This window comes from Polaromonas sp. P1_G4 (assembly GCF_056405475.1).
In genome coordinates, this window is sequence record NZ_JBFUCA010000002.1 from 1 (window position 1) to 26750 (window position 26750).

Consider the following 26750-nt stretch of genomic DNA (forward strand, 5'->3'; position numbering starts at 1 on the left):
GGACAGGCGCGAGCCGCTACTAATTCAGTAGCGTCACGCTGACGCCAAACGCCCGCGGGCAATCCCATTCAAGCGGCTCGCGGCCGAGGGGCATGGTTTTTGCACACACTTTTGCACACAAACTGTACGCAGGAGCCGCGCATGCCAGACCACCCACACCCCCCAACGCCCTCACACCCACTTGCGCGCCGCACCGCGCTGAAGATCCTCGCCAGCGGCGCCGCATCCATGGCGCTGCCGGCCCTGGCTGCCTGGCCGGACAAGCCGATCAAGATCGTGGTGACCTTTCCAGCCGGCGGCGCCAGTGACATCGTCGCGCGGGTGATGGCCGAGCAGCTAGGCAAAAAGCTGGGGCAGGCGGTGGTGGTCGACAACCGGCCGGGCGCGGGCGGCAGCGTGGGAGGCCTGGTGGTGGCGCAGGCGCCGGCAGACGGCTACACACTGATGCTGAGCAACTCGACACCGGTGTCCATCGGCCCGTTCGCGCTGGAAAAGCAGCCCTATGACCCGGTGGAAGGCTTCACCCACATCGCGCTGATCGGCAACGCCCCCTGCGTGGTGATGGCCAACCCGCACGCGCCCATCAAGACGATTACCGATGTGGAAGCGCAGGCCCGCAAAGCGGGCCGGCTCGACTTCGGCTCGGGCGGGCCGGCCTCGATCGGCCACATTTACGGCGAGCTGATGAAAAAGTCCATGGGCGTGAACCTGGTGCACATCCCGTACCGCGGCGGTGCGCCCATGACGACAGACCTGATCGCGGGCGTGATCCCCGTGGGCATCGACGTGCTGACGGCTTTTGTGCCCTACTTCAAGAGCGGGCAGCTGGTGCCGCTGGCCGTAACGTCGGCCAGCCGCTCACCGCTGGTGCCGGATGTGCCCAGCGTGGTGGAGTTTGGCTACCGCAAGCTGGTGCTGGACAACTTCTTTGGTTTGAGCGGTCCGGCGCACATGCCGGCCGACGTCGTGGCACGGCTGAGCAGCGCCTGCAACGAAATACTGGCAACGGCGGAGATCAAAAAGAAGATGCTGGAGTTGGGCATCACCACCCAGCCCATGAGCCCGGCGGCGTTCACCGGCTTCGTCAGGGAGCAGGTGGCCGTACTGTCGCCCGCCGTCAAAGGAGCAGGGGTTAAGCTCTGACCGCATCCGCCCGAACAAGGCCCCGTCTTTACCAGCTGAAGCCGCGGTCTGGCGWTGCCAGCCGCAAGGCGGCCGGCCCCATACGTGAGGAAAGGGGCAGCGCGCCGCAGGCTCGAAGTGGGGAAGCGTGGGGGCTCAGCGAACCACGCTGAGGTAAGCGTAGGCGGCGCTGCGCAGTTCCTGGGCCTGCAACGGATTGCGGCCGGCGCGTGCTTCGGCGCGTTCCATCAGGTTGTGGGCCACRCCGTTCACAGGGGCCACGCGGGTTGCGGCGGGCAGGAAACGGGCGATCTGGGAAATCAGGCTGTACATGTCAGGGTCACCTTCATGGGGTGAAAAAGTTGCGGTGAATGAAGAATAAGGGTTTTCCCTAGGGTTTCAAGCCTAACCGGGCCCCAAACCCATGCAAAAAATGCATGCCGTGCTCCGCGGCGGCACATGCAGGTCATTTCTACGTGATTTCCGGGGAAAACTTCACGGAGCCGGCGGCTATGCTTGGGCTGTGGCCCATCCCCCAAATCCCTCTTCCCTGCCCACGGCTGAGACCCCTGCTTCATCGCCGGACGGGGCGCTGGCGCTGCTGCGGCAGATCGCCTCGAATATTGACGCGATGCTCTGGTCCTGGGACCCGCAAACTGGCCGCATCACCTATACCAACCCGGCGTTCGAGGCGTTCTGGGGCCTGTCGGCCGACACCCTGGCAGACCGGCCGTGGCAATGGCTGGAGCATGTGGACCCAATAGACCGCGAGCGGGTGCTGAGCCTGCAAACCAGCCCCCTGAAGCGCAGCGAAGAGTACAGGGTCATCCGGCCCCAGGGCGGCAATGCCCGGCTGAGCCAGCGCGCGCTGCCCATGCACAGCCCTTCGGGGCAGTTGCTGCGCGTTATCCACCTGGCCAACAACATCACCTGGCAGCTCGACACTTCCAAGCAATTGCGTGTGGAGATCGGCCGGCGCACCGACTCCGAGGCCAAGTACCGCGCGGTGGTGGAAAACGTCAGCGAGGGCATTCTTGTCACGGCGGCCGGGCGCATCCTGTATGCCAACCCCAAGGCACTGGAGCTGACCTCGCTGGACGAGGAAACCGCCAAGTCCCTGCCCTTTATCGAATTCATCCACCCCGACGACCGCGAGAAGGTGCTGAGCAATCACATGAAGCGCCTGCGCGGCGAGCCGGTGGAGAACTACTACCAGTTTCGCGTGCAGCACAGCCGCAGCGCCATACGCTGGCTTGAGATCAGCGCGGTRATGTTTGAATGGCAGGGCGCGCCCGCCACGCTCAACTTCCTGACCGATGTCACGCGCAAGCGCCAGGCGGAGGAAGACATGCGCAAGGCGCTGGCGCACGAGCGCGAGCTGTCGGAGCTGAAGTCACGGTTTGTCGCCGTGACATCGCACGAGTTCCGCACGCCGCTGGCCGCCATCCTGTCGTCTGTGGAGCTGCTGGATGCCTACGGGGCCAGCTTTCCGGCCAGCGAACGCCGGGAGCTGCTGGGGCAGATCAAGACGGCGGTGGCCCGCATGAACAGCATGGTCGAGCAGGTGCTGCTGACCAGCCGCCTGGAGCTGGGCAAGTTCCAGTTCGAAGCCGCGCCGCTGGCCGTGCCCGACTGGCTGGTGCAGGTGATGGGTGAGCTTGAGCGCGGCAACCCGCAGGCCGCGCGCGTGTCGCTGACCTGCGACGGCCTGGACGCGCCGCGCACGGCGGACCAGCAGTTGCTGCGGCACATCGTGGTCAACCTGCTGGGCAATGCGCTGAAATATTCGGACCCGGACACGCCGGTGCAGTTTGCCGTTCGCGGCGTGGGCGACCAGATTCACCTGCGCATCAGCGACCACGGCATCGGCATCCCGGAAGCCGACCTGCCGCGCCTGTTCGGCAGCTTTCACCGCGGCACCAATGTCGGCAATATTTCCGGCACCGGCATCGGCCTGCACATCGTGAAGGAATGCGTTGACCTGCATCAGGGGCAGATTGAAGTCACCAGCCGGCCCGGGCAAGGCACGACATTCACCGTGCGCCTGCTGGCGCCGTTGGCCTGACACCCCCCGCCCGGCGCCGGCGGTTTTGCCGTTTCAGGGGCCTTTTTTCCGGTGGTAGGTCAGCGCCGCCTGAATGCAGAACGACAAGGCATCCCTCGGCAGTGGATCAGCCGCATCGAGCACGATGGYCCGATTGCCCTCGTAGCGCAGCTCGCGGGGAAACAAGGTGCGGAAGGTGTCCACCAGCATGGTGTTGCAGTTGAAGTACAGGGCGTACTGCGCTGGACTGGATCTGACCGGCCCCAGTCGGATGGTGCTGCCGCTTTTGCTGGCTGACGTGAGGTAGGCCGGCTCGCCCCACTTGAGTGTTTCCTCCAGATCGCCGACGCCGGGTGTGTCCAATGCCGTGTCCAGAATCAATTGGCGCAGGGCCATCAGCTTGCGCCGCAGCAGTGGCGGGTAGGCCGCGAAGGCCTGCGCGACGGCTGTGTTCTGGATAGGTGTCACCGGTGGCTCCCTGGTTCCTGTTTCATGCCTGCGCAATCTAGCGCACGGACACTGGGCGACGCAAGCGAAAAAGCCCGCCACCCGGAACCGGCCCCRTCTTCCCGCACAATCGGCGGGGTGAACATCCAGCTCCTGTCCGACCTGCATCTCGAGAGCAACCCCGACTTCAAGGCCGTGCCCGTACCCGGCGCCGACCTGCTGGTACTGGCCGGCGACATTGGCTCCTATCAGCAGGGCTCGCTGCTGGGCGAGAGGGGCATTGCCGACTTCGGCCTGGGGCAGTTTTCGCCCTTGCCTCTGGCCCAAGGCGGTGCGGACTGGCCGACGCCGGTGCTGTTTGTCCCGGGCAACCACGAATACGACGGCCTGGACTTTGATGAAACCCATGTGCGGCTGCGCGAAACCTGCGAGCGCCTGGGCATGGTCTGGCTTGAACGTGAAACCGTGGTGCTGCAGGGTGTGCGTTTTGTGGGCAGCACGCTGTGGACCGACTTTGACGCCCTGAGCGCAGGCCAGGCCCAGGCATCGGACATCACGCCGGGCGAGCAACTGAAAGCGCGCGAAAAAGCATTCCGCGCAGCCAACTTTTATCTCGGAAAAAACCATTCCTTTCGCGATGGCCAGCCACTGCTGGCGGCCGACCTGCGCGAAAAGGGCCTCAAAAGCCAGGCCTGGTTGCGGCAGGCACTGGCCGTACCATTTGAAGGGCCTACTGTGGCCGTGACGCATTTCGCCCCCAGCCTGCTGAGCGCCGACCCGCGCTATGGCCTGGTGCCGGGTACGGCGGGCTTTTGCAATACGCTGGATGACCTGCTGCCGCTGGCCGACCTATGGCTGCACGGGCACCTGCATTGCGTAATTAATTACATCAGCCGCGGCTGCCGCGTAGTGGCGAACCCGCTGGGTTATGCGCGCAAGCATGAACAGGACGGGTTTTTACCCGACTTGCTGATCCGCGTCGGCCAATAGCACTCAAGCACTCAGTCGTCCTCTTATGGGCGTGGTGCCCACGTGCCGCTGGTGACTAAAGTCGTAGCGCCGCAGCGCACACGGCGGCGGCATTTTTTTGAACTTCCTGCGCATCGCGTAACCCAACCACGACCGGCAACGCGGAACCCAAGGGTCAGCACGAAAGTGATAACACTTTGTTCCAATTGTTGGTTTGCGCACTGTTCGGCTTGCATGTATCTTGCATGAAGGGTTCATGCAGGACTTCCTGCACCGCACCCGCATTGGGGAGAGCACCATGAAAAGCAACGTGTCCTATCTTGGCGCCTGGCTGCTTGCCGTCGGCCTCGCGTTTGCGTTTGCGTTCGCATCACCCAATGAGGCCAGCGTCATGGGGCACATGCCGGCTTTCATGGCGCAAACACTGCTGCGCCAGCCGGTCAACGTGCCGGATGGCTTGCCCTCTGACCGCACCCTTGCACTGATCACCTTCCAGCGCGGCCAGCATGTCCAGGCCGAGAGCTGGATCCAGGGGCTGAACCTGCGTAACGACTCGTCCATCGCGTGGATGCGCATGCCGATCGTCAATGACCCCGGCACACCGACGGGGCGCAGCGCCGTCGAAAACAGGTTGCTCAAGCACTACACCGCAGATACCGAGCGCGCCAGGCTGGTGCCGGTGTTCACCGACCGAGCCAGTTTTGTGCGTGCGGCCGGCCTCAACGGCACCGACCAGGTCTACGCCGTGGTGGTCAACCGCCAGGGTGAAGTGCTGGCGCGGGTTGAAGGCCAGTTCGACGCAGATAAAGCGCAGACGCTGCGCGAAACTCTGCGCCCGCAGAGCTTTTAAACCACCCCCGTCCAGGCTCACTGCGTGTAGCCTGTTCCCCCCTCAAGGGGGCGGCGCCKGGGGCCGGCAAAGCCGGACCCGCGGCCCCCACTGGTGAAATACGCCCACTGGTTACGCCGCCGAACTCTTCATGCAAGCATGAGCCGCAGGACCGACTTTGCCGGACTGCAGGCGAGCGGCCTCCGAGCCTGCCTGCGCAGGCTCGGACGGGCGACAGAGGCGAAGCGTCTCGCGAGCTGCGGCCTGCAAGGCCTCGCGACCCACACGCAGTGGAGGAGCGTGGGGGCTCCACCCCTTACAAAGTCCTGTCACCCAGCGTGAAATAGAACGTGGCGCCTTGCCCGAGGGATGACTGGGCCCAGACCTTCCCGCCATGCCGTGCCACGATGCGGTGCACCGTGGCCAGCCCAATGCCGGTGCCGGCAAATTCCGACAGCGAATGCAGGCGCTGGAACGCGCCAAACAGCTTCTCCGCGTAGGCCATGTCGAAGCCGGCGCCCTTGTCCTGGACAAAATAAACCGTCTCCCCGTCTTCGCCGACCTCATGGCCGAAGGTGATTTCGGTGCGCTCCTGGTTGGCGCTGAATTTCCAGGCGTTGCCCAGCAGGTTGTCCAGCAACTGCATGAGCAGGCGCGGGTCACCCTGCCCCGTCAGGCCCGCTTCAACATGGAGCGCCACCGGCCTTTCGGGCTCGCGTTCACGGTAGCCGTCAAGGATGCCCTGGACCAGTGCGCTGAGGTCGACCGGCTCCCAACGCAGGCTTGAGCGCGACACCTGTGCCAGCGTCAACATCGCATCGATCAATTCCCCCATCTGCCCCACCCCGGCCCGTATGCGCGCCAGGTAATGCCGGCTGCGCTCCGACAGCGGTGTGCTGTCGGACTTGTTCATGGCACGCTGCAGCAGGTCGCTGAATCCGTCGATGGCACTTAGCGGGCTGCGCAGGTCATGGGATACGGAATAAGAAAATGCCTCCAGTTGTTTGTTGGCAAATTCGAGTTGCGCGGTGCGTTGCTGCACGCGCTCTTCCAGGCTGGCGTTGAGCCGCAATATCTCCTCGCGCGCACGCCTGCGTTCGCGGATATCGGTGTTGATGCCGAGCACCCCGTTAACCTTGCCTTCTTCGTCGCGCACCACCGTCCAGCGTGCTTCGATGGCCACCGTTGAGCCATCCCTGGCGCGCTGCTCCAGTTCACCGGTCCAGTCCCCTTCATTGGCCAGCGTGCGGGCCATGGCGCCCACAAGCACCTGGGGATCCTCGTACATGAACTCTTCCATCGATTTGCCCAGCACTTCTTCGGCTGTCCATCCGTAAAGGCGTTCGGCACCCTTGTTCCAGAAACGTATGGTCCGGTCCAGGTTGCGGACCATGATGGCGTCCTGGGCCCTGTCCAGCAGCGAAGCCTGTTCGTGCAGCTTGACTGCCGCCTGGCGTGCGGCCTCCTGGCTGCGCTGGCGCTCCAGGCGTTCACGCAGGCTGACGATGCCGAACGCCAGGTTGTCGGCAAGCTCCTGCAGAAGTTTGACCTCTTCAGCGGTGAACTGCTGCGGCTCAGCCGAATAAAGGCATAGCACGCCGAAACTGCTGGACCCTTCGCGCAAAGGCAGGCAAACCGCGCTCTGGTAGCCTCGCTTCATGGCATCGGCCTGCCAGTAAAAATGATTGTCGGCCCGGCTGATGTCGCTTTGCTGGGGCAGCCCGGTGCGAATGGCCTGGCCCGCGGGGCCCTGGCCCGTAACCTGGTCATCACGCCAGGTCAGGCGGATCACCGTCAGGTACCCGCCCTCGTTACCGGCGTGCACCATGGGCTGTATGGTGCGCGCTTCGTCGTTCTGTGCATACCCCACCCAGGCCATGCGGTAGCTGCCCACATCGACGGCGACACGACAGACTTCGGCCAACAGGGCCTCCTCGTCTTCAATCCGGTTGATGGCGATGCTGGACTGGCTCAGCATCTGCAGGGCCCGGTTGGTGTTTGCGAGCGCCAGGTCGGCAAGCTTGCGGTCGGTAATGTCGCGGGCGGTGCCCACCACACGCTCGAGGACACCCGACGCATCGAGCACCGGATAGGAGTGGTCGCGTATCCACCGGAGCTTGCCGTCCGCGGACAGGATGCGGTATTCGATGTCGGAGGATTCGCCAGTGCGGTTGCGCTTCCTGGCGAGCTTCAGCAAAGGCTGATCCTCCGGCAGCGCAGCGTCGGCATATGACAGGGGGTTGGCATACAGGCTCTCACGGCTGCGGCCCCACACCTTCTCATAGCCGGGGCTGATATAGAGAAGTTGGCCGGAGCGGGGATCCACGTTGTAAAAAACGTCGTTGATGTTTTCTGCAAGTTCACGAAAACGCGCTTCGCTGCTGACCAGCGCCGCCTCGGCGCGGGCACGTACCAGCGCAATACCGGCCAGCCGCGCCGCAGTGTCGATCAGTTCCAGATCGTGCGGTTGGGGTACACATGGATAGCGGTGGTAGATGGCAAATGTTGCCAGCGGCTCGCCGTCGGTCGAAACCACAGGGTGGGACCAGCAGGCGCGCAGGCCATGCGCGAGCAATATCTCCCGGTAGTCCTTCATCAGCGGGTCGAGCTGGGTGTCTTCCACCACGACCATCTCGTTGCGAAACGCCGCGGTACCGCAGGCACCCACCCCTTCACCTACCGGCAGGCCTTCAATGGCCTGGTTGTAGCTGTCCGGCAGGCTGGGCGCTGCACCCAGGCGCAGGTGTTGCCCGTCCAGCAGCAGGATCGAGCACAGGCTGTCCGGGGAACTCGTCTCAATTAATTGCACCACGGCCTCGAGCGAGCGCTGCAGGGGCGCGCTCCCGGCAATCAGCGCCAATACCTGTTCCTGCGCCAGGGCAAAATCCTCCGCGGCCTTGACCTTGGTAATGTCATTGAACACCGCGACGCCGCCCACCAGCGTGCCGGCGTCATCCTGCAAGGGCCGCGTGCTCATCCTGAGTACCCGGTCTTCGGCGCCGGGCCTGCGAAATACCAGGTCCCAGTTGTCGATACTGATGCCGCGCGTTGCGCGCGCCAGCGGCCGCTCCGACGCCGGCAAGGGGGTTTTTCCGTCGAGCGTCAGCAGCTCGTGGTCGCGGCGCCAGTCCTCGACCCGCACGCCGGGGCCTGGCGCTACGCCAAAGAGCTTGCGAGCCGTCGCGTTAAACACCAGGAAACGACCTTCGGTGTCCGCCGCGATTACACCTTCACTCATGCTGTTGAGAATGAGATCGAGCAAGGAGCGCTCCTTGTCCACGCGGCTGAGCACGGCATCAAGCTCCTCCTGGCGCGCCTGAAGGGAGCCAGCCATGCGATTGAAGGTCTGCCCAATGTCGCCAAGCTCCCCCTGGTACAACGGACCCAGCCTGACACGCGCCCCCAGATTGCCCTCTGCAACCTCATTGGCTTCTTTCAGGATCGCCTTGGCCGGGTTGACGATCAGGCGGTTGCCTATCCACCATGCACAGGCTGCACTTGCCACGGCCATGGCGAGCAAAGCCGCCAGCTCCGAAAGCAGGTTGTCGCGGCTTTCTGCGCCGATGATTTCCTGCGGGACACTGACTGCCACAAATAGCCCATCGCGGCCTTCGACGGAAACCGGCGCAAAAGCGTAGACCCGCTGGCTTCCCTGCGCATCAGGTGCATGCAGCACACCCAGGTGACGCGTTTGCACGCCCTGGCGCACGGCGGCGTCCGGGTGCTGTCGGCCCAGCCAGGAAGGTGTCTGCGGGGAAACGGCCAGCACCACGCCGTCCCGGTCAAGCACCGTCAGCCTTGCGCCCGACATCATGGAGGCGGCGGTCAAAGGCTCTGCGAGGGCCTTCAGGCCCAGGGAGGCAAAGGCCACGCCCCCCATGGCGCCGGAATCGGTGTGGATCGGTATGGCGAAGATCAGGCCCGGCAGGCCACTGCTGCGGCCAATGCCGTAGGTCCCAATGGCAAAACGCTGGCCGGTCATGATCTGCAGGAAAAATGGCCGGTCATCTTCCTGGATACTGCCGGCGGGAAGGCCCAGTGAGCTGCAGACCAGCCGGCCGTCCGGCGCAACAACGCCCACATGGGTGAACTCGGGGTGCTCCCGATGGATGTTTTTCAGCTGTTGCCCGCACAGTCCAGGCTCGTGGCTCTTGATATGAGGCGCACTGGCCAGGCCATTGAGAAGCTCATGCACCTTGTCCACCGTGCGATGCTGGTGTGTGGCGAGCAGCGCGACCTGGGCCTGCAGGTCAACCTGTGCATGCTCCAGCGCAGTGCGGCGGCCTTGTTCGGCGTAATACGCGAGCAAGCCGAACAGCGGGAGCAGCGCGAGCAGCACCAGCAAAACCAGACGGGTACGCAGCCCCAGCCATCCCAGCATTCGTTACCTCGTGCCTTTCACTGCAATGCAGCGCCAAGCGCGCATCAGGTCACAGTGTGCGGAAGCCAGTGCCTTTTGTAAATGGGACTACTCCCTTACCTGCCTTTGTCAGCGAGTGAAACAGCGACTAGCGCATGGCTGCCCCGGTGTTCCCGGTCGGCCGCCAGCCGTGCACAGCCACTACGCGGTGCGCGCCTCTTTTCGTGCGATCAGGTCACCAACGACTGCGCTGCAGACTGCTTGAGTGCAGCGGTGAGCGCATCCAGCACTTCGGACTCCAGGTTCCAGCAATGCCAGTAGAGCTGGATGGGCAGGGTGTAGCTGGACGCCACGTTGACGAGCTGGCCTGTGTCAATCAGTCCTTGCGCCAGCAGGCGCGGCACCACGCTGACGCCCCAGCCCGCCAGCACAGCCCTGACCATGCCTTCCGATGACGGCACAAAGAGCTGGTTGAGGGTGACGCGCTTGAGCCCGAAAGCTTTGCCGACGAAATCGACCGGCAGCTCATCCTTGCGGTTGAACGCAATAAAAGGCACATCGCGAAAGTTGTATTGCGTCAAGGCGGGCGCGTTCTGTTTGCCGCCAGGGCCCTCGCCCAGGCCAAGCCGTTTTTGCGCAAAGCCCGGCGTAGCCACCGCGATGTACTGCATCGCGCCCAGCGGTTCCACCTTGCAGCCGCGCAGTGCCTGCTTGAGTGTGGTGACGCAGCCCAGCACCTGGCCTTCACGCAGCCACTCGTGGGTGAAGTTCTGGTCGTCGTGGATGATCTCCATGGGCAGGCCCTGCTGCGCCAGGTCGGTCAGCGCCGGCAGGGCCCAGGTGGCGATGCTGTCGGCATTGATGGCGATGGAAATGCGCTCTTCCTCACGCGCACCGCCAAGCGAGCTGGGCGCCAGCTCTTTCAGGTCGCGCTCAAGGTCGGCACGCAGCAGCCGCAGCATCTTGGTGTGTTTCAGCAACAGCTGGCCGGCTGAAGTAGGTTTGAGCGGCCTGCTGCGCACGATCAGCACGGTCCCGACCTGGGCCTCCAGTGCACGCAGGCGCTGCGACACAGCCGACTGCGTGATCGACAGGCGCTGGGCCGCCCGCTCAAAGCCGCCCTCTTCCACGATGGCTGCCAGGCATTCGAGCGCATCCGGATCAAAAGTGCTCATGCAGAGCCTCCTTTGTATTAGTTGTTCTGATGTTTTCACTGATAGTTTAATTTTTCTATTAATTGAAAGCAACATCCTTCACACTTGAAAGCTGTAAAGGGGCTTGTATGAAAGTAGTGGTTTTGGGAGCGGGAATCATCGGCGTCAGCACCGCCTGGCACCTGCTGGAGCGCGGCCATGAGGTGACTGTGGTGGACCGGCAGCCCGGAGCCGCCCTGGAAACCAGTTTTGGCAATGCCGCGCAGATTTCGGTCAGCTATTGCGAACCCTGGGCCAACAAGGACGCCCCCCTGAAGGCCCTGAAATGGATGTTTCGCAACGACGCCCCCCTGCTGTTCCGGCCACAACTGCCCTTCGGCGATGGCTGGCAGCAATGGCGCTGGGGCCTGCAGTTTCTGTCGCAATGCAACGACGCCGCGTTTGAGCGCAACGTGCAGCAGCTGGTGGCACTCGGCGCTTACAGCCATATCGCGCTCAAGGAGGTGGTCAGGACCACCGGCATTGAATACAACCGGCTGGAGCGCGGCATCGCGCACTACTACACCGACCAGAAGTCGTTCGATACCGCCGGTGAAGCGGCGGCGCTGATGCAGAAGTACGGCGTGGCGCGTCGCGTGGTGAGCACCGCCCAGTTGCTGGGCATAGAGCCGGCCTTCAAGTCATTTGCGCACCGCATCGTGGGAGGCACTTATACCGCCAGCGACGAAAGCGGCGACGCGCGCGTCTTCACCCAGGCGCTGGCACAGCGCTGCGCCGACAAGGGCGTACGCTTTCTCTACGAACACAACATCGAAGGACTGGAAAAGTCCGGTGGAGCGGTCCAGTCGGTCGCCGTCCGGGCACGCACCGTGCCGGGCAGCAGTGAGAGTCCCGTCATGAAACTCAAGGCCGACGAGATCGTGGTGGCTTGCGGTTCGTACACGGCGCCGCTGTTGCGCTCGGTGGGCGTTGACCTGCCGATCTATCCGGGCAAAGGCTACAGCGCCACCTTCAAGCTGCTCAAGCCGGAACTTGCGCCCTTCGTCAGCACCATTGACGACGAGGTCAAATGCGCCATGAGCCGCCTCGGCGATCACTTGCGCGTGGCCGGCACCATCGAAGTCGGTGGCTATGACCTTTCGCTGGACACCCCGCTGGCCAGGGCGCGCTGCAAAATGCTGGCCGACCGCATCGAAGAAGTGCTGCCAGGCGTGTGCGACACCCGCCTTGAAGCGCAGGGCGGTACACCGAATTTCTGGACCGGCCTGCGTCCCGCCACTCCCACCAACATTCCCTACATCGGCAAGACCAAAGTCGGCCGCCTGTGGGTGAATGCCGGGCACGGCACATTGGGCTGGACGCATGGCGCCGGGTCTGGCAAGGCCATGGCCGAGCTGATCTGCGGGGAGGTCCCGGCCATGGATTTCGGTTTTTACGGGCTGGCCCGCGCGCGCGGCCGCCTGGAGCCTGAAACCGCCTGATCCACGCCTGCCTGTTCAGGCCGCATGCTGGTCCAGCGTGCGTTGTGCGTGGTCGCGCAGCGCGGTGCGCAGCGCAGGCGGCTCCTGGATTTCGAAAGCAAATGGCAACCGCGAAAGCTGTCTGGCGAACCACGGGATGTGGTCGGTCTGGCTGTGCAGCAGCACGCCTTCGTCACTGGGCTGGAACACGCCAATGCTGTCGGGGAGTTCCATTTGCGCCGTCTGCAAATCGGTGTGCAGCAACAGGCGCACGGTGTTTGTGCGCGGCATGGTGGCCAGCCCCAGGACGAGATGCTGCGCTGCATTGAAATCTGCCGGCGGCGTGAACACCACATTGAGCGGCCGGACTTCCTGCACACGGTCCAGGCGGAATGAGCGCAGCGCCCCGCGCAGATGGCACCAGCCCACCACGTACCAGCGGCCGCGGCGAAATGCCAGGCCATAGGCGTCAAAGTCTCGCTCGGTGACATCGTCGTCGGCTGAACGGTACGCCATGTGCACACGCTGCCAGCCGTGCGCTGCGGTGCTCAAGGCCAGCAACGCCGTGTTGTCACCGGGGGCCACCGCATGGCGCATGTCGAGCGTCACTGTTTCACCGAGCGCTCGGACGCGGTTTTTCAGCTGGTACGGCATCACGCGCTCCAGCTTGGCCTGCGCGCTTTCCGCGGCAGGCGCTGCCTCAGCCAGCCCCAGGCCGCGCGCGGCAAGCAGGCCCAGCGACAGGGCCAGCGCTTCGTCGTCGGTGAACATCATCGGCGGCAGCTTGAAGCCGGCGATCAGGCTGTAGCACCCGTAGCGGCCACGCTCGGCCACCACCGGAATGCCCAGGTCTTCCAGCTTGGCGATGTAGCGGCGCAGGGTGCGGCCATCCACCTGCAGCCGCCGTGCCAGCTCGGCACCGCTCAGCCGGCCGTGGGACTGCAGCAGTTCCAGGACGGTGAGCACGCGCGTGGTGGGGGAGTACATGGTGAAAAAGTCTAACGCTTAATTAGGGCTGAAACAGCCCTATTACCTTTTTAGACTGGTTTTCACATATCCACTGCGGTGCCACATGCACTTCAAGCCATGACCACCACCCTGACTCACACACCGGAGCTTGCCGAGCTCACCGACGGGCGCCACGATTTCAATTTCATTACCGGGCGTTGGCTGGTCAGCAACAAGCGTCTGCGCCGGCGACTGGAGGGCTGTACCGACTGGGAAAGTTTCGAAGCCGTGCAGGACGGCGCGCTGCTGCTGGGCGGGCTCGGCAACATGAACGACCTCGTCACCGAAAACAAGGAAACCATCGGCATGGCCTTGCGGTTTTTCAATCCGCAAACGCGGTTGTGGAGCATTTACTGGGTCAGCCAGAACAACGGCTTGCTGCAGCCGCCGGTGACCGGCTCGTTTGCCGGCGGCATAGGCCGGTTTGAGGGAAACGACAGCCATGAAGGCCGGCCCGTGCGGGTTCGTTTCACCTGGTCCGGCATCACACCTACCCACGCCCGCTGGGAACAGGCCTTTTCGGAAGACGACGGCCGCCACTGGGAAACCAACTGGGTGATGAGCCTGTCACGCCCCGCTTACCACGCGGTACACCGCTAAAAAAAACAGGCTCGTCGATGGACCACTTCGCACACCTCTGGCTGTTTTTTCTCATGGTGCTGGGCATCATCATCCTGCCCGGCATGGACATGGCGTTCGTCATGGCCAGCTCATTGACCGGCGGGCGCAGGGCCGGCCTCTTCGCCGTGGCGGGCATTGTGGCGGGCGGTATTTGCCACGTCGTGGCAGGCGCGCTGGGGCTGGGCATCCTGCTGCAGCTGGTTCCGGGCATGGTCAATGTCATGCTGGTGGCGGGCAGCCTGTATATCGCCTGGATCGGGTGGTCACTGATGCGCAGCACATCTGTTTTCGGCGCCTTGCCCGACATCGAGCCGCCGTCCCCGTGGCGCACCTTCCGGCAAGCCGCGCTCACCTGCCTGCTCAACCCGAAAGCCTACCTTTTCATGCTGGCCATCTTTCCGCAGTTTTTGCGGCTGGAATACGGCTCGCTCTGGGTTCAGGCTGTGGCGCTTGGATTGATCATCGCCATTACCCAAAGCGGCGTATACGGTTCGCTGGCGCTGGCTGCTGCGGGTACCCGGCGATGGCTGGCGGTGCGGCCGGGCGCCAGTGTTGCCATGGCGCGCGCCGTGGGTGCCGTGCTGATCGCCGGCGCATGCTTCACGGCATGGCAGGGCTGGCGGCAGTTTTAGGGTTGGCGCCCTCGGGCCATGCCGGCCCCTTGAGTTCCACGGTGTTGCCTTCGGGGTCGTTGAGATAAATCGAAGGCCCTTCGCCCTCGGCGCCATAGCGCGACTCCACCTTGCCTGCCTCAACCCCGTGGGCCGCCAGGTGACGATGAATCGCCTCTGCGTCGAAGGGCTCGACACGAAAGCAGACATGGTCGACGTTGCGGCCCTCCTTGCCTGGCGCCGCGCCGCCGGCCCGGCCCAGCGTGCCGTCCACCGGCACCAGGTCCACCAGCGAACGCCCGGCGCGCAGTTGCACCAGGCCGATTTCGTCCTGCCGGCGTTCCAGGCTGCAGCCCAGCACCTGCTGGTAGAAGCGCAGCATGCCCTGCAGGTCAATGACACGAAGAACGATGTGGTCGATGTCGCGAATGTGGATCATGGCGAGGAAGGCTCCAGTGAGGCTGCGCTTTATTCTGGCACGCCGTACCCAAACCCTGCACAAGCAAAGGCCTGCGGCAGCCAGTACCATGGCCGCCATGAATCCGAACCCCCGATTTCTTTTCCTCGCCACCTCCACACGCGAGCCCGGCGCATTGGGCAACACCGAGTGGCTGGCGCAGCAAGCCGCCGCCGCACTGCCGGCCGGCACGCCCCAGGCCTGGCATCACCTGTCCCGCATGCGGATGCCGCTGTTTGTCGATCAGCGCCACACCACGGGCCAGTACGCCATGCCGGAAGGCGACATGAAGATGCTGCTGGACGCCACGATGGACGCCACCGACATTGTGTTTGTGGCCCCGGTGTACTGGTACAGCATTCCGGCGCCGCTGAAGATTTACCTCGACCACTGGAGCGCCTGGATGCGCGTGCCCGGCCTGCCGTTCAAGGAAGAGATGGCGAAAAAAACCTTGTGGCTGATCACCACCAGCGGCGACCGCGCCAAAGCGCAGCCCATGGTGGACTCAATCAGGCTCTGCGCGCAGTTCATGGCCATGAACTACGGCGGCGAACTGTGGGGCAAAGGCGGGCCACCCGACGCCGTCAAAGCCGATGCCGCCGCCACGGCACAAGCCGCGACGTTCCTGGCCGCTTGAGCCGCGCGGGCTTCGCGCAGGCAAGGTGGCCGTTTCCTACAAACGCTGCCTTTTCGGGCTGACAGCCCTGCCGGGGGGCGGGGCCGACAGTAGGTGCCATGACATCYTCCAAATCCGCTGCCGCACGGCAAAACAACCTGGAGCAACCCGTCTCGGGCAAGGGCATGCCGGCGAAAACTCCGCGCGTCCAGAGCTCACGTCCTGAGCGGGCGGGTTCGTCCAAAGACACCTCTGTCGAAGCCAGCCTGGAACTGCCTCATGAGCGCGACCAGTCCGTTGACATGACGGGCGGGCAATCCAGTGCCGAAGTCGAACAAGCCGGGCGCGATCTGCGGCGGGGGTTGAAAGACACCAGCAAGGGCCCTGAAATGGGCCACGCCTACAAGAAGCTCAAGTCCTAGGGCAAGCCCAAACGGCCTCATGGCGGCCATGCCTCACCGGGGCAAATCGCTGCTTGCCGAATCGCCGACGTATCTACATCCCGGCCGACGTATCAGGCGGCAACTCCATTTGCTATTGTTTTAATAGCTGTCAGCGCACAATCCACCGGCATTGCAGGCTATATTCATTTAAACAACGATGCACTGAAGTGCATCTGCCTTCCGGCAGTGAGGCCTGAAACCTGCCCCCGGTCACGGCCAGCACTCACCCCACCGCGCATCACGGTGCCTGAATTTGATTTGAAATGATCAAAAATTTCGTTATCATGAATTGTTTTGTAAATTTATATACATCCAGTTCCACTCCCAATCCTGATGGCGACATTCCCTGGCAACCCTTCAATGGCGCAGCGTATTGGGCGTTTATTGCCAACGCTGACGCGCTCGCACCGGCAAATGGCCGACTATGTGCTGGCTCACCCTTTGCAAGCAGCTACCATGCCCATCGACGAGCTGGCCGCCACGCTCGGGGTTTCGGTGGCCACCGCCAACCGGTTCGCCCGGGCGCTGGAATTTGACGGCTACCCGCAGTTCCGCGCCGCGCTGGTGCTGGGGTTTGAAGCCACGCTGGCGCCGGTTGAAAAGCTGCGCAACAACCTTGAGCACCCCGCCACGGTGGCAGACGTGTTTGCATCCGCCCTGGTGCAAAGCCAGCGCAACATCGACCTGACACGGCAGTCGCTGGATGCCCAGAGCTGTGAGCAGGCCGTGGCGGCGATCCTGAAGGCACGGCGCATTTACATTGCCGGCTTTGGCAGCAGCAGCTGGCTGGGCGGGCTGCTGCAGCGCTCGCTGGACCCTTACTGCGACAACGTCCAGCTCCTGGCCAGCATGGAAAGCTCGTCCTACGGCGCGCGCGTGCTGGCACGCCTCAAGCCCGAAGACCTGCTGATCGCCATTGCCTACCCGCGCTATTTCGGCGACACCATTTTGCTGGCGCGCCGCGCGCGCGACGCTGGCGTGCCGGTGCTGGCGCTGACCGACCGCGTGACGTCGCCGCTGGCGCCGCTGGCCACCGTCGCGCTCTACGCCCATACCGAAAGCCAGTACTTCGCCAACTCCGAAGCCACCGTCCTGGCACTGATAGAGGCCTTGTGCAGCGCGGTCGCTCACCGCGCTAAAGGCTCGCTCAAAGCCGCAACCCAGCTGGCCGAGTCGGTGCTGCCCTGGCTGCACGGCAACCACGCCGACCGGCTGCGTCCCGATACCGATGCCGCAGCACCTGCCCCACGCAAACCCCGCGCCCAACCGAAACTGCCAAAGGCATCCAAGTGACACGGCCCAAGCCCCTTCCCCTTATCGCCATCCACGGCGGCGCCGGCACCATGAGCCGCAGCCATATCAGCGCAGAACAAAACGCGGCGTATCACGCTGCCCTGCGGGGCATCCTGCGGCCCGCGCAGCAACTGCTGGCCGGCGGCGGCAGCGCGCTGGACGCGGTCAGCCTGGCGGTCGACCTGCTTGAAGACTGCCCGCTCTTCAATGCCGGGCACGGCGCTGTCTTCACCCACGACGGGACCCATGAGCTGGACGCGGCGGTGATGGACGGCGCCACTTTGCGCGCCGGTGCGGTGGCCTGCGTGAGCCGTGTACGCCGACCGGTGCGCGCAGCGCGTGCCGTGATGGAGCGCAGCGAACATGTGCTGCTGGTTGCGGCCGGCGCCGAAGCCTTTGCCGAAGCGCAGGGGCTGGAGATGGTCTCGCCCGATTATTTTTCGACCGATGCACGCCGCGAGCAATTGCGGCGCGCGCTCGCCGCCGACACGGCGGTGCTGGATCACGATGGCGCGGCGCTGGTGTTCCGCTCGCCCGCAGCCGGCGCTGCGCCCCTGGACGAAGGCCGAAAATTCGGCACCGTGGGCGCCGTTGCCCTGGATGCGCAGGGCAACCTGGCAGCCGCCACCTCCACCGGCGGCATGACAAACAAGCGCGCCGGCCGGGTCGGCGACTCACCCCTGATAGGCGCCGGCACCTATGCGGACAACCGCACGGCCGCCATTTCCTGCACCGGCTCGGGCGAAATGTTCATTCGCACCGCAGCGGCCTATGACATCTGCGCGCGCATGGCCTATGCCGGCATGCCGCTGGATGCGGCCGCCCGGGAAGTGGTCATGAACGTGCTGCCGGCCATCGGCGGGCGGGGCGGCCTGATTGCCGTCGATGCACAGGGCAACCTGAGCCTTCCCTTCAACACCGAAGGCATGTACCGTGGCTGGGCCCGCGTGGGTGAGGCGCCGGTGAGCGCCATTTACGCAGGCGAAGCCGACGAAAGCGCCGCATGACCGCTTTGCCCGGACTACTGGATGACATGACGCGCGCCAGTACGGCGCCCGGCGCACAGGGCACGCCCACTGCCGGCCGCCAGCGCGTGATTGAAGTCAACGACCTCAGCGTGAGCTTTGCCAGCGAGCAGCGCACCGTGCATGCGGTGCGGCGCCTCAGCTTTCACGTCGACGCCGGGGAAACGCTCGCCATCGTGGGCGAATCAGGCTCCGGAAAATCGGTGTCATCGCTGGCCCTCATGCGCCTGGTGGAGCAAGGCGGTGGCCGCCTGGGCAGCGGCAGCATGTGGCTGACGCGCCGCAACGGCGAGCGCCTTGACCTGGCGCAGGCCTCGCAATCGCAGATGCGCAGCCTGCGCGGCGCCGACCTGGCCATGGTGTTCCAGGAGCCCATGACCTCGCTCAACCCGGTGTTCACGGTGGGCGAGCAGATCGCCGAATCGATACGCCTGCACCAGGGGCTTTCACGCAAGGCGGCGCTTGCCGAAGCGCTGCGCATGCTCAACCTGGTCCGCATCCCGGAAGCCAAAAACGTGCTGGGCCGCCATCCGCACCAGCTGTCGGGGGGAATGCGCCAGCGCGTGGTGATTGCGATGGCGCTGGCCTGCAAGCCCACGCTGCTGATCGCCGACGAACCCACCACGGCACTGGACGTGACCATCCAGGCGCAGATTCTCGCGCTGATCCAGCAGCTGCAGCGCGAACTGGCCATGGCGGTGATCTTCATCACCCACGACATGGGCGTGGTGGCCGAAATTGCCGACCGCGTGCTCGTGATGTACCGCGGCGACAAGGTCGAAGAAGGTGACTGCGCCAGCCTCTTTGTGAGGCCGCAACAACCCTACACCCAGGCCCTGCTGGCAGCGGTGCCCCGGCTGGGTGCCATGCACGGGCAGGACCTGCCAGCGCGCTTTGCGGTGCCGGGCGCGCCGCAGGGCAAAGATGACGAAGGCGGCCAGGCTTTCAGCGCCGCAAGCACCGTGCGCCACGACCTGCCGCCTGTCCTCAAGGTGCAGGACCTGGTCACACGCTTTCCGCTGGCGAGCGGCCTGCTCGGGCGCGTGCGCCGGCAGGTGTATGCGGTGGAGCAGCTCAGCTTCGAGCTCAAGGCCGGTGAAACGCTGTCGCTGGTGGGCGAATCAGGTTGCGGAAAATCCACCACGGGCCGCTCGCTGGCCCGGCTGCTGGAATTCAACAGCGGTCAGGTCGAGGTCGCGGGGCGCGACATCTCGGCGCTCAAGGGCCGGGCCCTGCAGGCCTTGCGCCGCGACATCCAGTTTGTGTTCCAGGACCCGTTTGCCTCGCTTGACCCGCGGCTGACGGTCGGCTATTCGGTCATGGAGCCCATGCTGATCCACAAGCTCGCCTCGCCCCAGGAGGCGCAGGAACGCGTGCGCTGGCTATTGGGCAAGGTGGGCTTGCCAGCCGAAGCGGCCCATCGCTACCCGCACGAATTCTCCGGCGGGCAACGCCAGCGCGTGGCGATTGCGCGGGCGCTGGCGCTCAACCCCAAGGTGGTGATCGCCGACGAGGCGGTGTCGGCGCTGGACGTGTCGATCCGCGCGCAGATCATCAACCTGATGCTGGACCTGCAGCAGGAATTCGGCGTCGCCTTCCTGTTTATCTCGCACGACATGGCGGTGGTCGAGCGCATCAGCCACCGCGTGGCCGTGATGTACCTGGGCCAGATCGTGGAAATCGGCCCGCGCCGCGCCGTGTTCGAAAACCCTCAGCACGCCTACACGCGTCGCCTGCTGGCGGCCGTGCCGGTTGCCGACCCGGCCAGCCGCGGCGGGATGCGCGAACTCATGGCCGACGAGATTCCCAGCCCCATACGCGCTGTGGGCGACGCGCCGCAAGTGGCGCCGCTGCACCAGGTGGCGCCGGGGCATTTCGTGGCACGGCATTCGGTAGGAGGCCCTTATTGACCACCACTCGCCTTTCGCATTGTCTTTCCGTCTCCCGTGTTTGCCTCTCGTTTCGCCTCAAGGAGTTTTTTCATGAAGAATCGTCTTTCCACCCTCACAGCCGCGCTGGTTGGCCTGATCGGCCTGGCAGGTCTCACCACCGCGCCGGCCCATGCCGCCAAAGATGTGGTCGTGGCCGTCCAGTCCAATTTCACAAGCACCGATCCGTATGACTCCAACGACACGCTGTCGCAGGCCGTAGCCAAATCCTTCTATCAGGGTCTGTATGGTTTCGACAAGGAGATGAAGATGGTGCCGGTGCTGGCCGACAGCCACACGGTGAGCAAGGACGGGCTGGTCTACACCTTCAAGCTCAAGTCCGGCATCAAGTTTCATGACGGCACGCCTTTCAATGCCGAAGCCGTGAAAGTCACTTTCGAACGCGTGACCAACCCCGACAACAAGCTCAAGCGCTACAACCTCTACAAGAACATCGCCAAGATCGAGGCCGTGGACGCCACCACCGTGCGCTTTACGCTCAGGGAGCCGTTCTCGCCCTTCATCAACACGCTGGCCCACCCTTCCGGCGTGATCATTTCGCCCGCGGCACTGGCCAAGTACGGCAGCAAGGGCATCGCGCAGAACCCCGTAGGCACGGGCCCCTTCAAGTTCGTCGAATGGAAGGCCACCGACTACCTGAAAGTTGCCAAGTGGGAAGGCTACTGGAAGAAGGGCTACCCCAAGGTGGACAGCATCACCTGGCGCCCGGTGGTCGACAACAACACGCGTGCGGCCATGATGCAGACCAACGAGGCGCATTTCGCCTTCCCGATGCCGCCCGAGACGGTGGACAGCCTGTCGAAGAAGCCGAGCCTGGAAGTGACGAGCGCGCCGTCCATCATCCACCGCTACCTCTCGATGAACACGCTGCAAAAGCCTTTCGACAACCCGAAGGTGCGTGAAGCCATCAACTACGCCATCAACAAGGAGGCGCTGGTCAAGGTGGTGTTCTCGGGCTACGCGATTCCTGCCGAAGGCGTGGTGCCGCACGGCGTGGAATACGCCGCCAAGCTGGGCCCCTGGCCTTACAACCCGGCCAAGGCGCGCGAGCTGCTGAAGGAAGCCGGCTACCCCAACGGTTTTGAAAGCACTCTGTGGTCGGCCTACAACTACACCACCGCTCAGAAGGTGATCCAGTTCGTGCAGCAGCAACTGGCCCAGGTCGGCGTCAAGGTGCAGGTGCAGGCGCTGGAAGCCGGCCAGCGCGTGGAGCGCGTGGAAAGCGCACAGGACCCTGCCACGGCGCCGGTGCGCATGTACTACGTGGGCTGGTCGTCATCCACCGGCGAAGCCGACTGGGCCCTGCGCCCGCTGCTGGCTTCCGAGTCCCTGCCGCCCAAGATGTTCAACACCGCCTACTACAAGAACGCTGAAGTAGACGCCGACATCGCCAAGGCGCTGGTCACCACCAGCGGTGCCGAGAAGGCCAAGCTGTACACCGACGCCCAGCAGCGCATCTGGAAAGACGCCCCCTGGGCATTCCTGGTGACCGAGAAATTGCTGTCGGTGCGTGCGCGCAATCTGGCAGGCTTCTACGTCATCCCGGACGGCAGCTTCAACTTCGACGACGTGGAACTGAAGTAATCCCGGCAGCAGCAACAGCAATCTGAAGAAACCCGCTCCCGCATGACCTACTACCTTCTCAAGCGCCTGCTGGGCCTGCTGCCGACGCTGCTGATCGTGGCCGTGCTGGTGTTCCTGTTTGTGCACCTGCTGCCCGGCGACCCGGCACGCCTGGCCGCCGGGCCCGACGCCGGCCCCGAAACCGTGGAGCTGGTGCGCCGCGACCTGGGGCTGGACCTGCCGATGCCGCAGCAGTTCGTGCGCTTTTTCAGCCATGCGCTGCAGGGCGACTTCGGCCTGTCCATCCGCACCAAACGGCCCGTGGCGACTGAGATCTCGGAGCGCTTCGCGCCCACCTTCTGGCTCACCATCGCAGCCATGGGCTGGTCGGTGCTGCTGGGGCTGGTGCTGGGCATGGTGTCGGCGGTGTGGCGCAACCGCTGGCCCGACCGGCTGGGCATGTCGCTGGCAGTCTCGGGCATCTCGTTTCCCTCGTTCGCACTGGGCATGCTGCTCATGCAACTCTTTTCGGTGCAGCTGGGCTGGCTGCCCACCGTCGGGGCCGATTCGTGGCGGCACTACATCCTGCCGTCCCTCACGCTGGGCGCGGGCGTGGCAGCCGTGATGGCGCGTTTCACGCGCAGCTCCTTCATCGACATCCTCAAGGAAGACTACGTGCGCACGGCGCGCGCCAAGGGCTTGTCCGAAACCGTGGTGGTGGTGAAACACGCGCTGCGCAACGCACTGATCCCGGTGGTCACCATGATGGGCCTGCAGTTCGGCTTCCTGCTGGGCGGCTCCATCGTCGTCGAGGTCGTCTTCAACTGGCCCGGCATGGGCCGGCTGCTGGTGGACGCGGTGGAGATGCGGGACTACCCCGTAATCCAGGCGCTGGTGCTGCTGTTCTCGCTCGAATTCATCCTGATCAACCTGGTGGTGGACATGCTCTACGCCATCATCAACCCGACCATCCGCTTCAAGTGACTACCCCCGAACACCCACACGCTGCCATCGCAGGTGAGCCGTTGCCTGCGGAAAGCGCGCATCCCGCCATGGAGCAGCCCGGCGCAGAAACCGGCGTGCCCTTGACGGCCCTTGCCGTACGCACGCCTGCCTCCGAGTTCTGGCGGAAATTCAAGAACCAGCGCGTGGCCCTGGTGGCCAGCGGCTTCGTGCTGCTGCTGGTGCTGGTGGCCGTGTTCGCACCATGGCTGACACCTTTTGATGCGGAGAACTTCTTTGACTACGACGCGCTGAACACGCCGCCATCAGCCAAGCACTGGTTCGGCGTGGATGCGCTGGGGCGCGACATCTTCAGCCGCATCCTGATGGGCTCGCGCATCTCCCTGGCAGCGGGCCTGGTCTCGGTGGCCGTAGGCGCCGTGATCGGCACGCTGCTGGGCCTGCTGGCGGGCTATTACGAAGGCTGGTGGGACCGCATCGTGATGCGCATGTCCGACGTGCTGTTTGCCTTTCCCGGCATTTTGCTGGCCATCGGGATCGTCGCGATCCTGGGCAACGGCATGGTCAACGTGATCATGGCCGTGGCTGTGTTCAGCGTGCCGGCGTTTGCGCGCCTGGTGCGCGGCAATGTGCTTTCGCTCAAACACCAGACCTACATCGAGGCGGTGCGCTCCATAGGCGCTCCCGACTCGGTCATCATGCTGCGCCATCTGCTGCCGGGCACGGTGTCTTCGGTAGTGGTGTACCTCACCATGCGCATAGGCACCTCCATCATCACGGCGGCCAGCCTGTCTTTCCTGGGCCTGGGCGCACAGCCGCCCACCCCGGAATGGGGCGCCATGCTCAACGAGGCGCGCGCTGACATGCTGAACGCGCCGCACATCGCGCTGTTTCCCAGCCTGGCCATTTTCCTGACCGTGCTGGCCTTTAACCTGCTGGGTGACGGCCTGCGCGATGCGCTGGACCCCAAGCTTGACCGCCAGTAGCCGGGGCAAGGCCGCGTCGTGACACCCCGCCATCTGCTGCCCCACATCGGCAGCCTGCCGCACGGGCAGCGCAACGCCGTTACCGACGTCGCCGGTGTGACCGTGGGCCACTGCACGCTGGACGCGAACGAGCTGCAAACGGGCGTGACGGTGGTGCGCCCCCATGCCGGTGACCTGTTCCGAGACCGGGTCCCGGCCGCGGCTGTCGTGCTCAATGGTTTCGGCAAGAGCGTAGGCCTGATGCAGGTCGAGGAACTCGGCGTGCTGGAGACGCCGATTGCGCTCACCAACACCTTTTCGGCTGCCGCCGTGGCCACAGCGCAGATCCAACAGTGCGTTGCGGCCAACCCCGAAACGGGGCGCGGCCTGCCAACGGTCAACCCGCTGGTGTTTGAATGCAACGACGGCTTTCTCAACGACATCCAGCGCATGGCTGTCACCGGGCAGCACTACCTGCAGGCCTGCGAACAGGCAGGTGTGGAGGTGGAGGAAGGTTCGGTCGGCGCCGGTCGCGGCATGTCGAGCTTCGGTCTCAAGGGCGGCATAGGCACGGCTTCGCGTCGCGTGGCGACACCTGGGGGCAGCGAGCACATCGTAGGCACATTGGTGCTGGCCAACTACGGCCAGCTGCCGCAACTGGTCCTGGCAGGCCAGGCTCTGGGTTCCAGGCTGGCGGCACATCGCATGCACGCGGCAGAGCCGGAAAAAGGCTCCATCATCCTGCTGATCGCTACCGACGCCCCCCTTGACGCACGCCAGCTGCGCCGGCTGGCATTGCGCGCCGGCGCCGGCCTGGCCCGCACCGGCTCGGTATTCGGCCACGGCAGCGGCGATATCGCGCTGGCGTTTTCCACCGCCTACACCGTGCCGCAGCAAACCGCCAGGCCCATGCCGGCCGTGGCGATGCTGCATGACGGCCTGATTGACCCGCTGTTCCAGGCCGTTGCCGACAGCACCGAGCAAGCCATCATCCACGCCCTGTGGCAGGCCCGCGCCGTCACCGGCCGCGACGGCCATCATCGCAACGCGCTGCACGACTTGCTGCCCGGCTGGCCCTCCTCATCCTCCTTTCCATCTTCACCGGATTCCCCATGAAAGTCCTGATTTCCACCGACATCGAAGGCGTTGCCGGCGTTTTTCACCACGAACAGGTGCGCGCCGGCAACCCCGAGTACGAACGCGCCCGCCTGCTGATGACGCACGAGGCCAACGCCGCCATCGCCGGCGCCTTCGATGCAGGCGCCACCGAGGTGCTGGTCAACGATTCACACGGAAGTTTTCGCAACATGCCGCCCGACCTGCTGGACGCACGCGCCCAGGCCGTCATGGGCAAGCCGCGCTACCTGAGCATGATGGCCGGCGTCGACGACGGCGTGAACGCGGTCTGCATGATCGGCTACCACTCGCGCGCGCAGGGCCGCGGCATTCTGGCGCACACCATCAACAGCTTTGCCTTTGCACGCGTGTACTTCAACGGCCTTGAACTGGGCGAAGCCGGAATTTACGGCGCGCTGGCCGGCGAGTACGGCGTACCGGTGGTGATGGCCAGCGGCGACGATGTGTTCATCGAAGAACACCGTCCGCTGTTTCCGCACGCCACCTTTGTGCAAACCAAGCGGGCCACCGGCCAGACCAGCGGCATCAGCCTTTCCCCGGCCCAGGCCTGCGGCGCCATCCGCGCCGGCGTGGCCGCTGCGCTGGTGCAGCACGGTTCAGCCCGCCCCTATGTGCTGCCAGGCCCCATCGCCGTGCGCATCCAGACCCAGTCGCCGGCCCTGGCCGACCTGTTTTGCCAATGGCCGGCCCTGCGGCGGCTGGACGGTAACGAAGTCGGCTTTGACGCACCCACCGTGGAAGCCGCGGTGCGCATGGTCAACAGCCTGTCGGCCATGTCGAGCATGCTGCGCTAGGAAGCTGTTCGCGGCCTAAATGGGTTCTAAGGCACGCGCGGCGCGTGTTCCGCGCCCTGCCCCACGGCCCGCTCACTCATCCAGCGCAGCAGGTCCAGCCACATCTGGCGCATCTCGGCGTCCAGCGGCGTGCGGGTCGAATTGGGCAATTCGATGGTGACCACCGGTACGCCCTTGTGCACACCCCCATAGTTGCCCAGTGAGCCGGGGAAGATGCCCACCTGGTCAAGGTACAGGCGCCCCAGCCTGGAGGGCGGCACCGAGGGGCCGTCAAAGTCGAGCACGCCGTAAGGCGCATGAATGCTGACGATAAGGTTGGGTTTGAAGCTTTGCATCTGCTCATGCAAAAACCGCGACTCGGGCTCGGACAGCGGCTTGGGCCCAGGCCAGCGGCGCGGGTCCTTGCCGGTGCGCTTTTCCCAGTAAACCTTCGCGTCGCGCTCCCAATTGGGGGTGGGAAAGTTGCGGTTCAAATCCACACCATGTGCGTTGGTACGGCGAGGCGGCCTGGAAAGCACGCCGTCCGGATTGAGGACAGGAACGAATCGCCAGTGGATCGCCTGGGGCGAGTCCAGCGGCGGCTGGGAAGCCAGCCTGATCCAGTGCAGCGCCACGGCCCCTGAGGACAACTCGTCGCCGTGAATCGCACCGACGACCAGCACACGCAAGCCGGGCTGCTCGGGCTTGACGTCACGCACCCAGAGCACCCGGCCGTCAACCGAACGCGTCCCCGAAGCCTGCAGTTGCGCCGCCTCACACAGCTCACGCTTCACATTCGGGAGTTTGGAAGAGTAATCGGCGCAAGGTGAATCTGCACGAGCGCCAGCAGCTATTAAATAGATAGCAAAAAAACAGGCGGCAGAACGAAAAAATGGCATGGCACCCAGTTTAACTGCCGGGCCGCCAGTCCCTCGCAAGAC

Annotated in this window: 24 protein-coding genes; 17 read left to right on the top strand and 7 right to left on the bottom strand. The window is 64.6% G+C overall.

The annotated features are described in order from the left end of the window. The first annotated feature begins 141 nt into the window (after positions 1-141). Entirely contained in the window at positions 142-1143 is a 1002-nt protein-coding gene (locus tag AC1D1X_RS00245) for a Bug family tripartite tricarboxylate transporter substrate binding protein (RefSeq protein WP_477670321.1), read from the top strand. Positions 1144-1278: 135 nt separating this feature from the next. Here the strand turns inward: AC1D1X_RS00245 and AC1D1X_RS00250 are convergent, their stop codons facing one another. Further along, a complete protein-coding gene (locus AC1D1X_RS00250) occupies positions 1279-1455 on the bottom strand; it encodes a hypothetical protein (RefSeq protein WP_431099058.1) in 177 nt (58 codons plus the stop codon). Between the two features lie 190 nt (positions 1456-1645). Between AC1D1X_RS00250 and AC1D1X_RS00255 the strand changes: the two genes are divergently transcribed. Beyond that, positions 1646-3187 carry a sensor histidine kinase gene (locus AC1D1X_RS00255; RefSeq protein ID WP_477670322.1) on the top strand — a complete coding sequence of 514 codons (1542 nt, stop codon included), beginning with the start codon at positions 1646-1648 and terminating at the stop codon, positions 3185-3187. A 33-nt stretch (positions 3188-3220) separates the two neighbouring features. On the opposite strand, the gene AC1D1X_RS00260 is transcribed toward AC1D1X_RS00255, so the two are convergent. Beyond that, positions 3221-3634, bottom strand: coding sequence for a DUF1801 domain-containing protein (locus AC1D1X_RS00260; RefSeq protein WP_477697658.1), 414 nt, complete (start codon positions 3632-3634; stop codon positions 3221-3223). A gap of 117 nt (positions 3635-3751) precedes the next feature. On the opposite strand from AC1D1X_RS00260, the gene AC1D1X_RS00265 reads away from it, so the two are divergent. Continuing rightward, positions 3752-4603: a metallophosphoesterase gene (locus AC1D1X_RS00265; RefSeq protein ID WP_477670740.1), complete on the top strand. Its 852-nt coding sequence runs from the start codon at positions 3752-3754 to the stop codon at positions 4601-4603. A 277-nt stretch (positions 4604-4880) separates the two neighbouring features. Continuing rightward, positions 4881-5432, top strand: a complete 552-nt coding sequence (locus AC1D1X_RS00270) for a hypothetical protein (RefSeq protein ID WP_477670324.1) — start codon at positions 4881-4883, stop codon at positions 5430-5432. A gap of 295 nt (positions 5433-5727) precedes the next feature. Here AC1D1X_RS00270 and AC1D1X_RS00275 read toward each other — a convergent pair whose 3' ends face one another. Both AC1D1X_RS00275 and AC1D1X_RS00280 read right to left on the bottom strand, forming a co-directional pair. Then, positions 5728-9792: a PAS domain S-box protein gene (locus AC1D1X_RS00275; protein ID WP_477670325.1), complete on the bottom strand. Its 4065-nt coding sequence runs from the start codon at positions 9790-9792 to the stop codon at positions 5728-5730. 209 nt (positions 9793-10001) lie between these two features. After that, a complete protein-coding gene (locus AC1D1X_RS00280; RefSeq protein WP_477670326.1) occupies positions 10002-10946 on the bottom strand; it encodes a LysR family transcriptional regulator ArgP in 945 nt (314 codons plus the stop codon). Positions 10947-11053: 107 nt separating this feature from the next. Here AC1D1X_RS00280 and AC1D1X_RS00285 point away from each other — a divergent pair, with 107 nt between their 5' ends. Then, complete coding sequence (locus AC1D1X_RS00285; RefSeq protein ID WP_477670327.1) at positions 11054-12406, top strand: D-amino acid dehydrogenase; 1353 nt, start codon at positions 11054-11056, stop codon at positions 12404-12406. A 15-nt stretch (positions 12407-12421) separates the two neighbouring features. On the opposite strand, the gene AC1D1X_RS00290 is transcribed toward AC1D1X_RS00285, so the two are convergent. Further along, complete coding sequence (locus AC1D1X_RS00290) at positions 12422-13372, bottom strand: helix-turn-helix transcriptional regulator (protein ID WP_477670328.1); 951 nt, start codon at positions 13370-13372, stop codon at positions 12422-12424. A 99-nt stretch (positions 13373-13471) separates the two neighbouring features. Here AC1D1X_RS00290 and AC1D1X_RS00295 point away from each other — a divergent pair, with 99 nt between their 5' ends. Beyond that, a complete protein-coding gene (locus AC1D1X_RS00295) occupies positions 13472-13993 on the top strand; it encodes a hypothetical protein (RefSeq protein WP_477670329.1) in 522 nt (173 codons plus the stop codon). Between the two features lie 17 nt (positions 13994-14010). Continuing rightward, a complete protein-coding gene (locus tag AC1D1X_RS00300; protein WP_477670330.1) occupies positions 14011-14646 on the top strand; it encodes a LysE family translocator in 636 nt (211 codons plus the stop codon). Here AC1D1X_RS00300 and AC1D1X_RS00305 read toward each other — a convergent pair. Beyond that, entirely contained in the window at positions 14615-15064 is a 450-nt protein-coding gene (locus tag AC1D1X_RS00305; protein WP_477670331.1) for a VOC family protein, read from the bottom strand. The two genes, AC1D1X_RS00300 and AC1D1X_RS00305, sit on opposite strands and share 32 nt — an antisense overlap. An 88-nt stretch (positions 15065-15152) precedes the next feature. Between AC1D1X_RS00305 and AC1D1X_RS00310 the strand changes: the two genes are divergently transcribed. From AC1D1X_RS00310 to AC1D1X_RS00355, 10 genes are all read left to right on the top strand, one after another. After that, positions 15153-15719 carry a flavodoxin family protein gene (locus AC1D1X_RS00310; protein ID WP_477670332.1) on the top strand — a complete coding sequence of 189 codons (567 nt, stop codon included), beginning with the start codon at positions 15153-15155 and terminating at the stop codon, positions 15717-15719. Between the two features lie 98 nt (positions 15720-15817). Beyond that, positions 15818-16120 (top strand): hypothetical protein, encoded by a 303-nt coding sequence (locus AC1D1X_RS00315; RefSeq protein WP_477670333.1) that lies wholly within the window; start codon positions 15818-15820, stop codon positions 16118-16120. A gap of 354 nt (positions 16121-16474) precedes the next feature. Then, complete coding sequence (locus AC1D1X_RS00320; protein WP_477670334.1) at positions 16475-17434, top strand: MurR/RpiR family transcriptional regulator; 960 nt, start codon at positions 16475-16477, stop codon at positions 17432-17434. Next, positions 17431-18441: an isoaspartyl peptidase/L-asparaginase family protein gene (locus AC1D1X_RS00325; RefSeq protein ID WP_477670335.1), complete on the top strand. Its 1011-nt coding sequence runs from the start codon at positions 17431-17433 to the stop codon at positions 18439-18441. Before AC1D1X_RS00320 ends, AC1D1X_RS00325 begins: the two co-directional genes overlap by 4 nt. A 26-nt stretch (positions 18442-18467) precedes the next feature. Continuing rightward, positions 18468-20369, top strand: coding sequence for a dipeptide ABC transporter ATP-binding protein (locus AC1D1X_RS00330; protein ID WP_477670741.1), 1902 nt, complete (start codon positions 18468-18470; stop codon positions 20367-20369). A 72-nt stretch (positions 20370-20441) separates the two neighbouring features. Continuing rightward, a complete protein-coding gene (gene gsiB / locus AC1D1X_RS00335) occupies positions 20442-21992 on the top strand; it encodes a glutathione ABC transporter substrate-binding protein GsiB (RefSeq protein WP_477670336.1) in 1551 nt (516 codons plus the stop codon). 42 nt (positions 21993-22034) lie between these two features. Further along, complete coding sequence (gene gsiC, locus AC1D1X_RS00340; RefSeq protein ID WP_477670337.1) at positions 22035-22955, top strand: glutathione ABC transporter permease GsiC; 921 nt, start codon at positions 22035-22037, stop codon at positions 22953-22955. Between the two features lie 68 nt (positions 22956-23023). After that, positions 23024-23920 carry a glutathione ABC transporter permease GsiD gene (gene gsiD / locus AC1D1X_RS00345; protein WP_477670742.1) on the top strand — a complete coding sequence of 299 codons (897 nt, stop codon included), beginning with the start codon at positions 23024-23026 and terminating at the stop codon, positions 23918-23920. A gap of 18 nt (positions 23921-23938) precedes the next feature. After that, positions 23939-25015, top strand: coding sequence for a DmpA family aminopeptidase (locus tag AC1D1X_RS00350; RefSeq protein ID WP_477670338.1), 1077 nt, complete (start codon positions 23939-23941; stop codon positions 25013-25015). Then, on the top strand, positions 25012-25830 hold the full coding sequence (locus AC1D1X_RS00355; protein WP_477670339.1) for a M55 family metallopeptidase: 819 nt from the start codon (positions 25012-25014) through the stop codon (positions 25828-25830). Before AC1D1X_RS00350 ends, AC1D1X_RS00355 begins: the two co-directional genes overlap by 4 nt. A 26-nt stretch (positions 25831-25856) precedes the next feature. Here AC1D1X_RS00355 and AC1D1X_RS00360 read toward each other — a convergent pair whose 3' ends face one another. After that, a complete protein-coding gene (locus AC1D1X_RS00360) occupies positions 25857-26603 on the bottom strand; it encodes a M14 family zinc carboxypeptidase (protein WP_477670340.1) in 747 nt (248 codons plus the stop codon). Between the last annotated feature and the right edge of the window lie 147 nt (positions 26604-26750).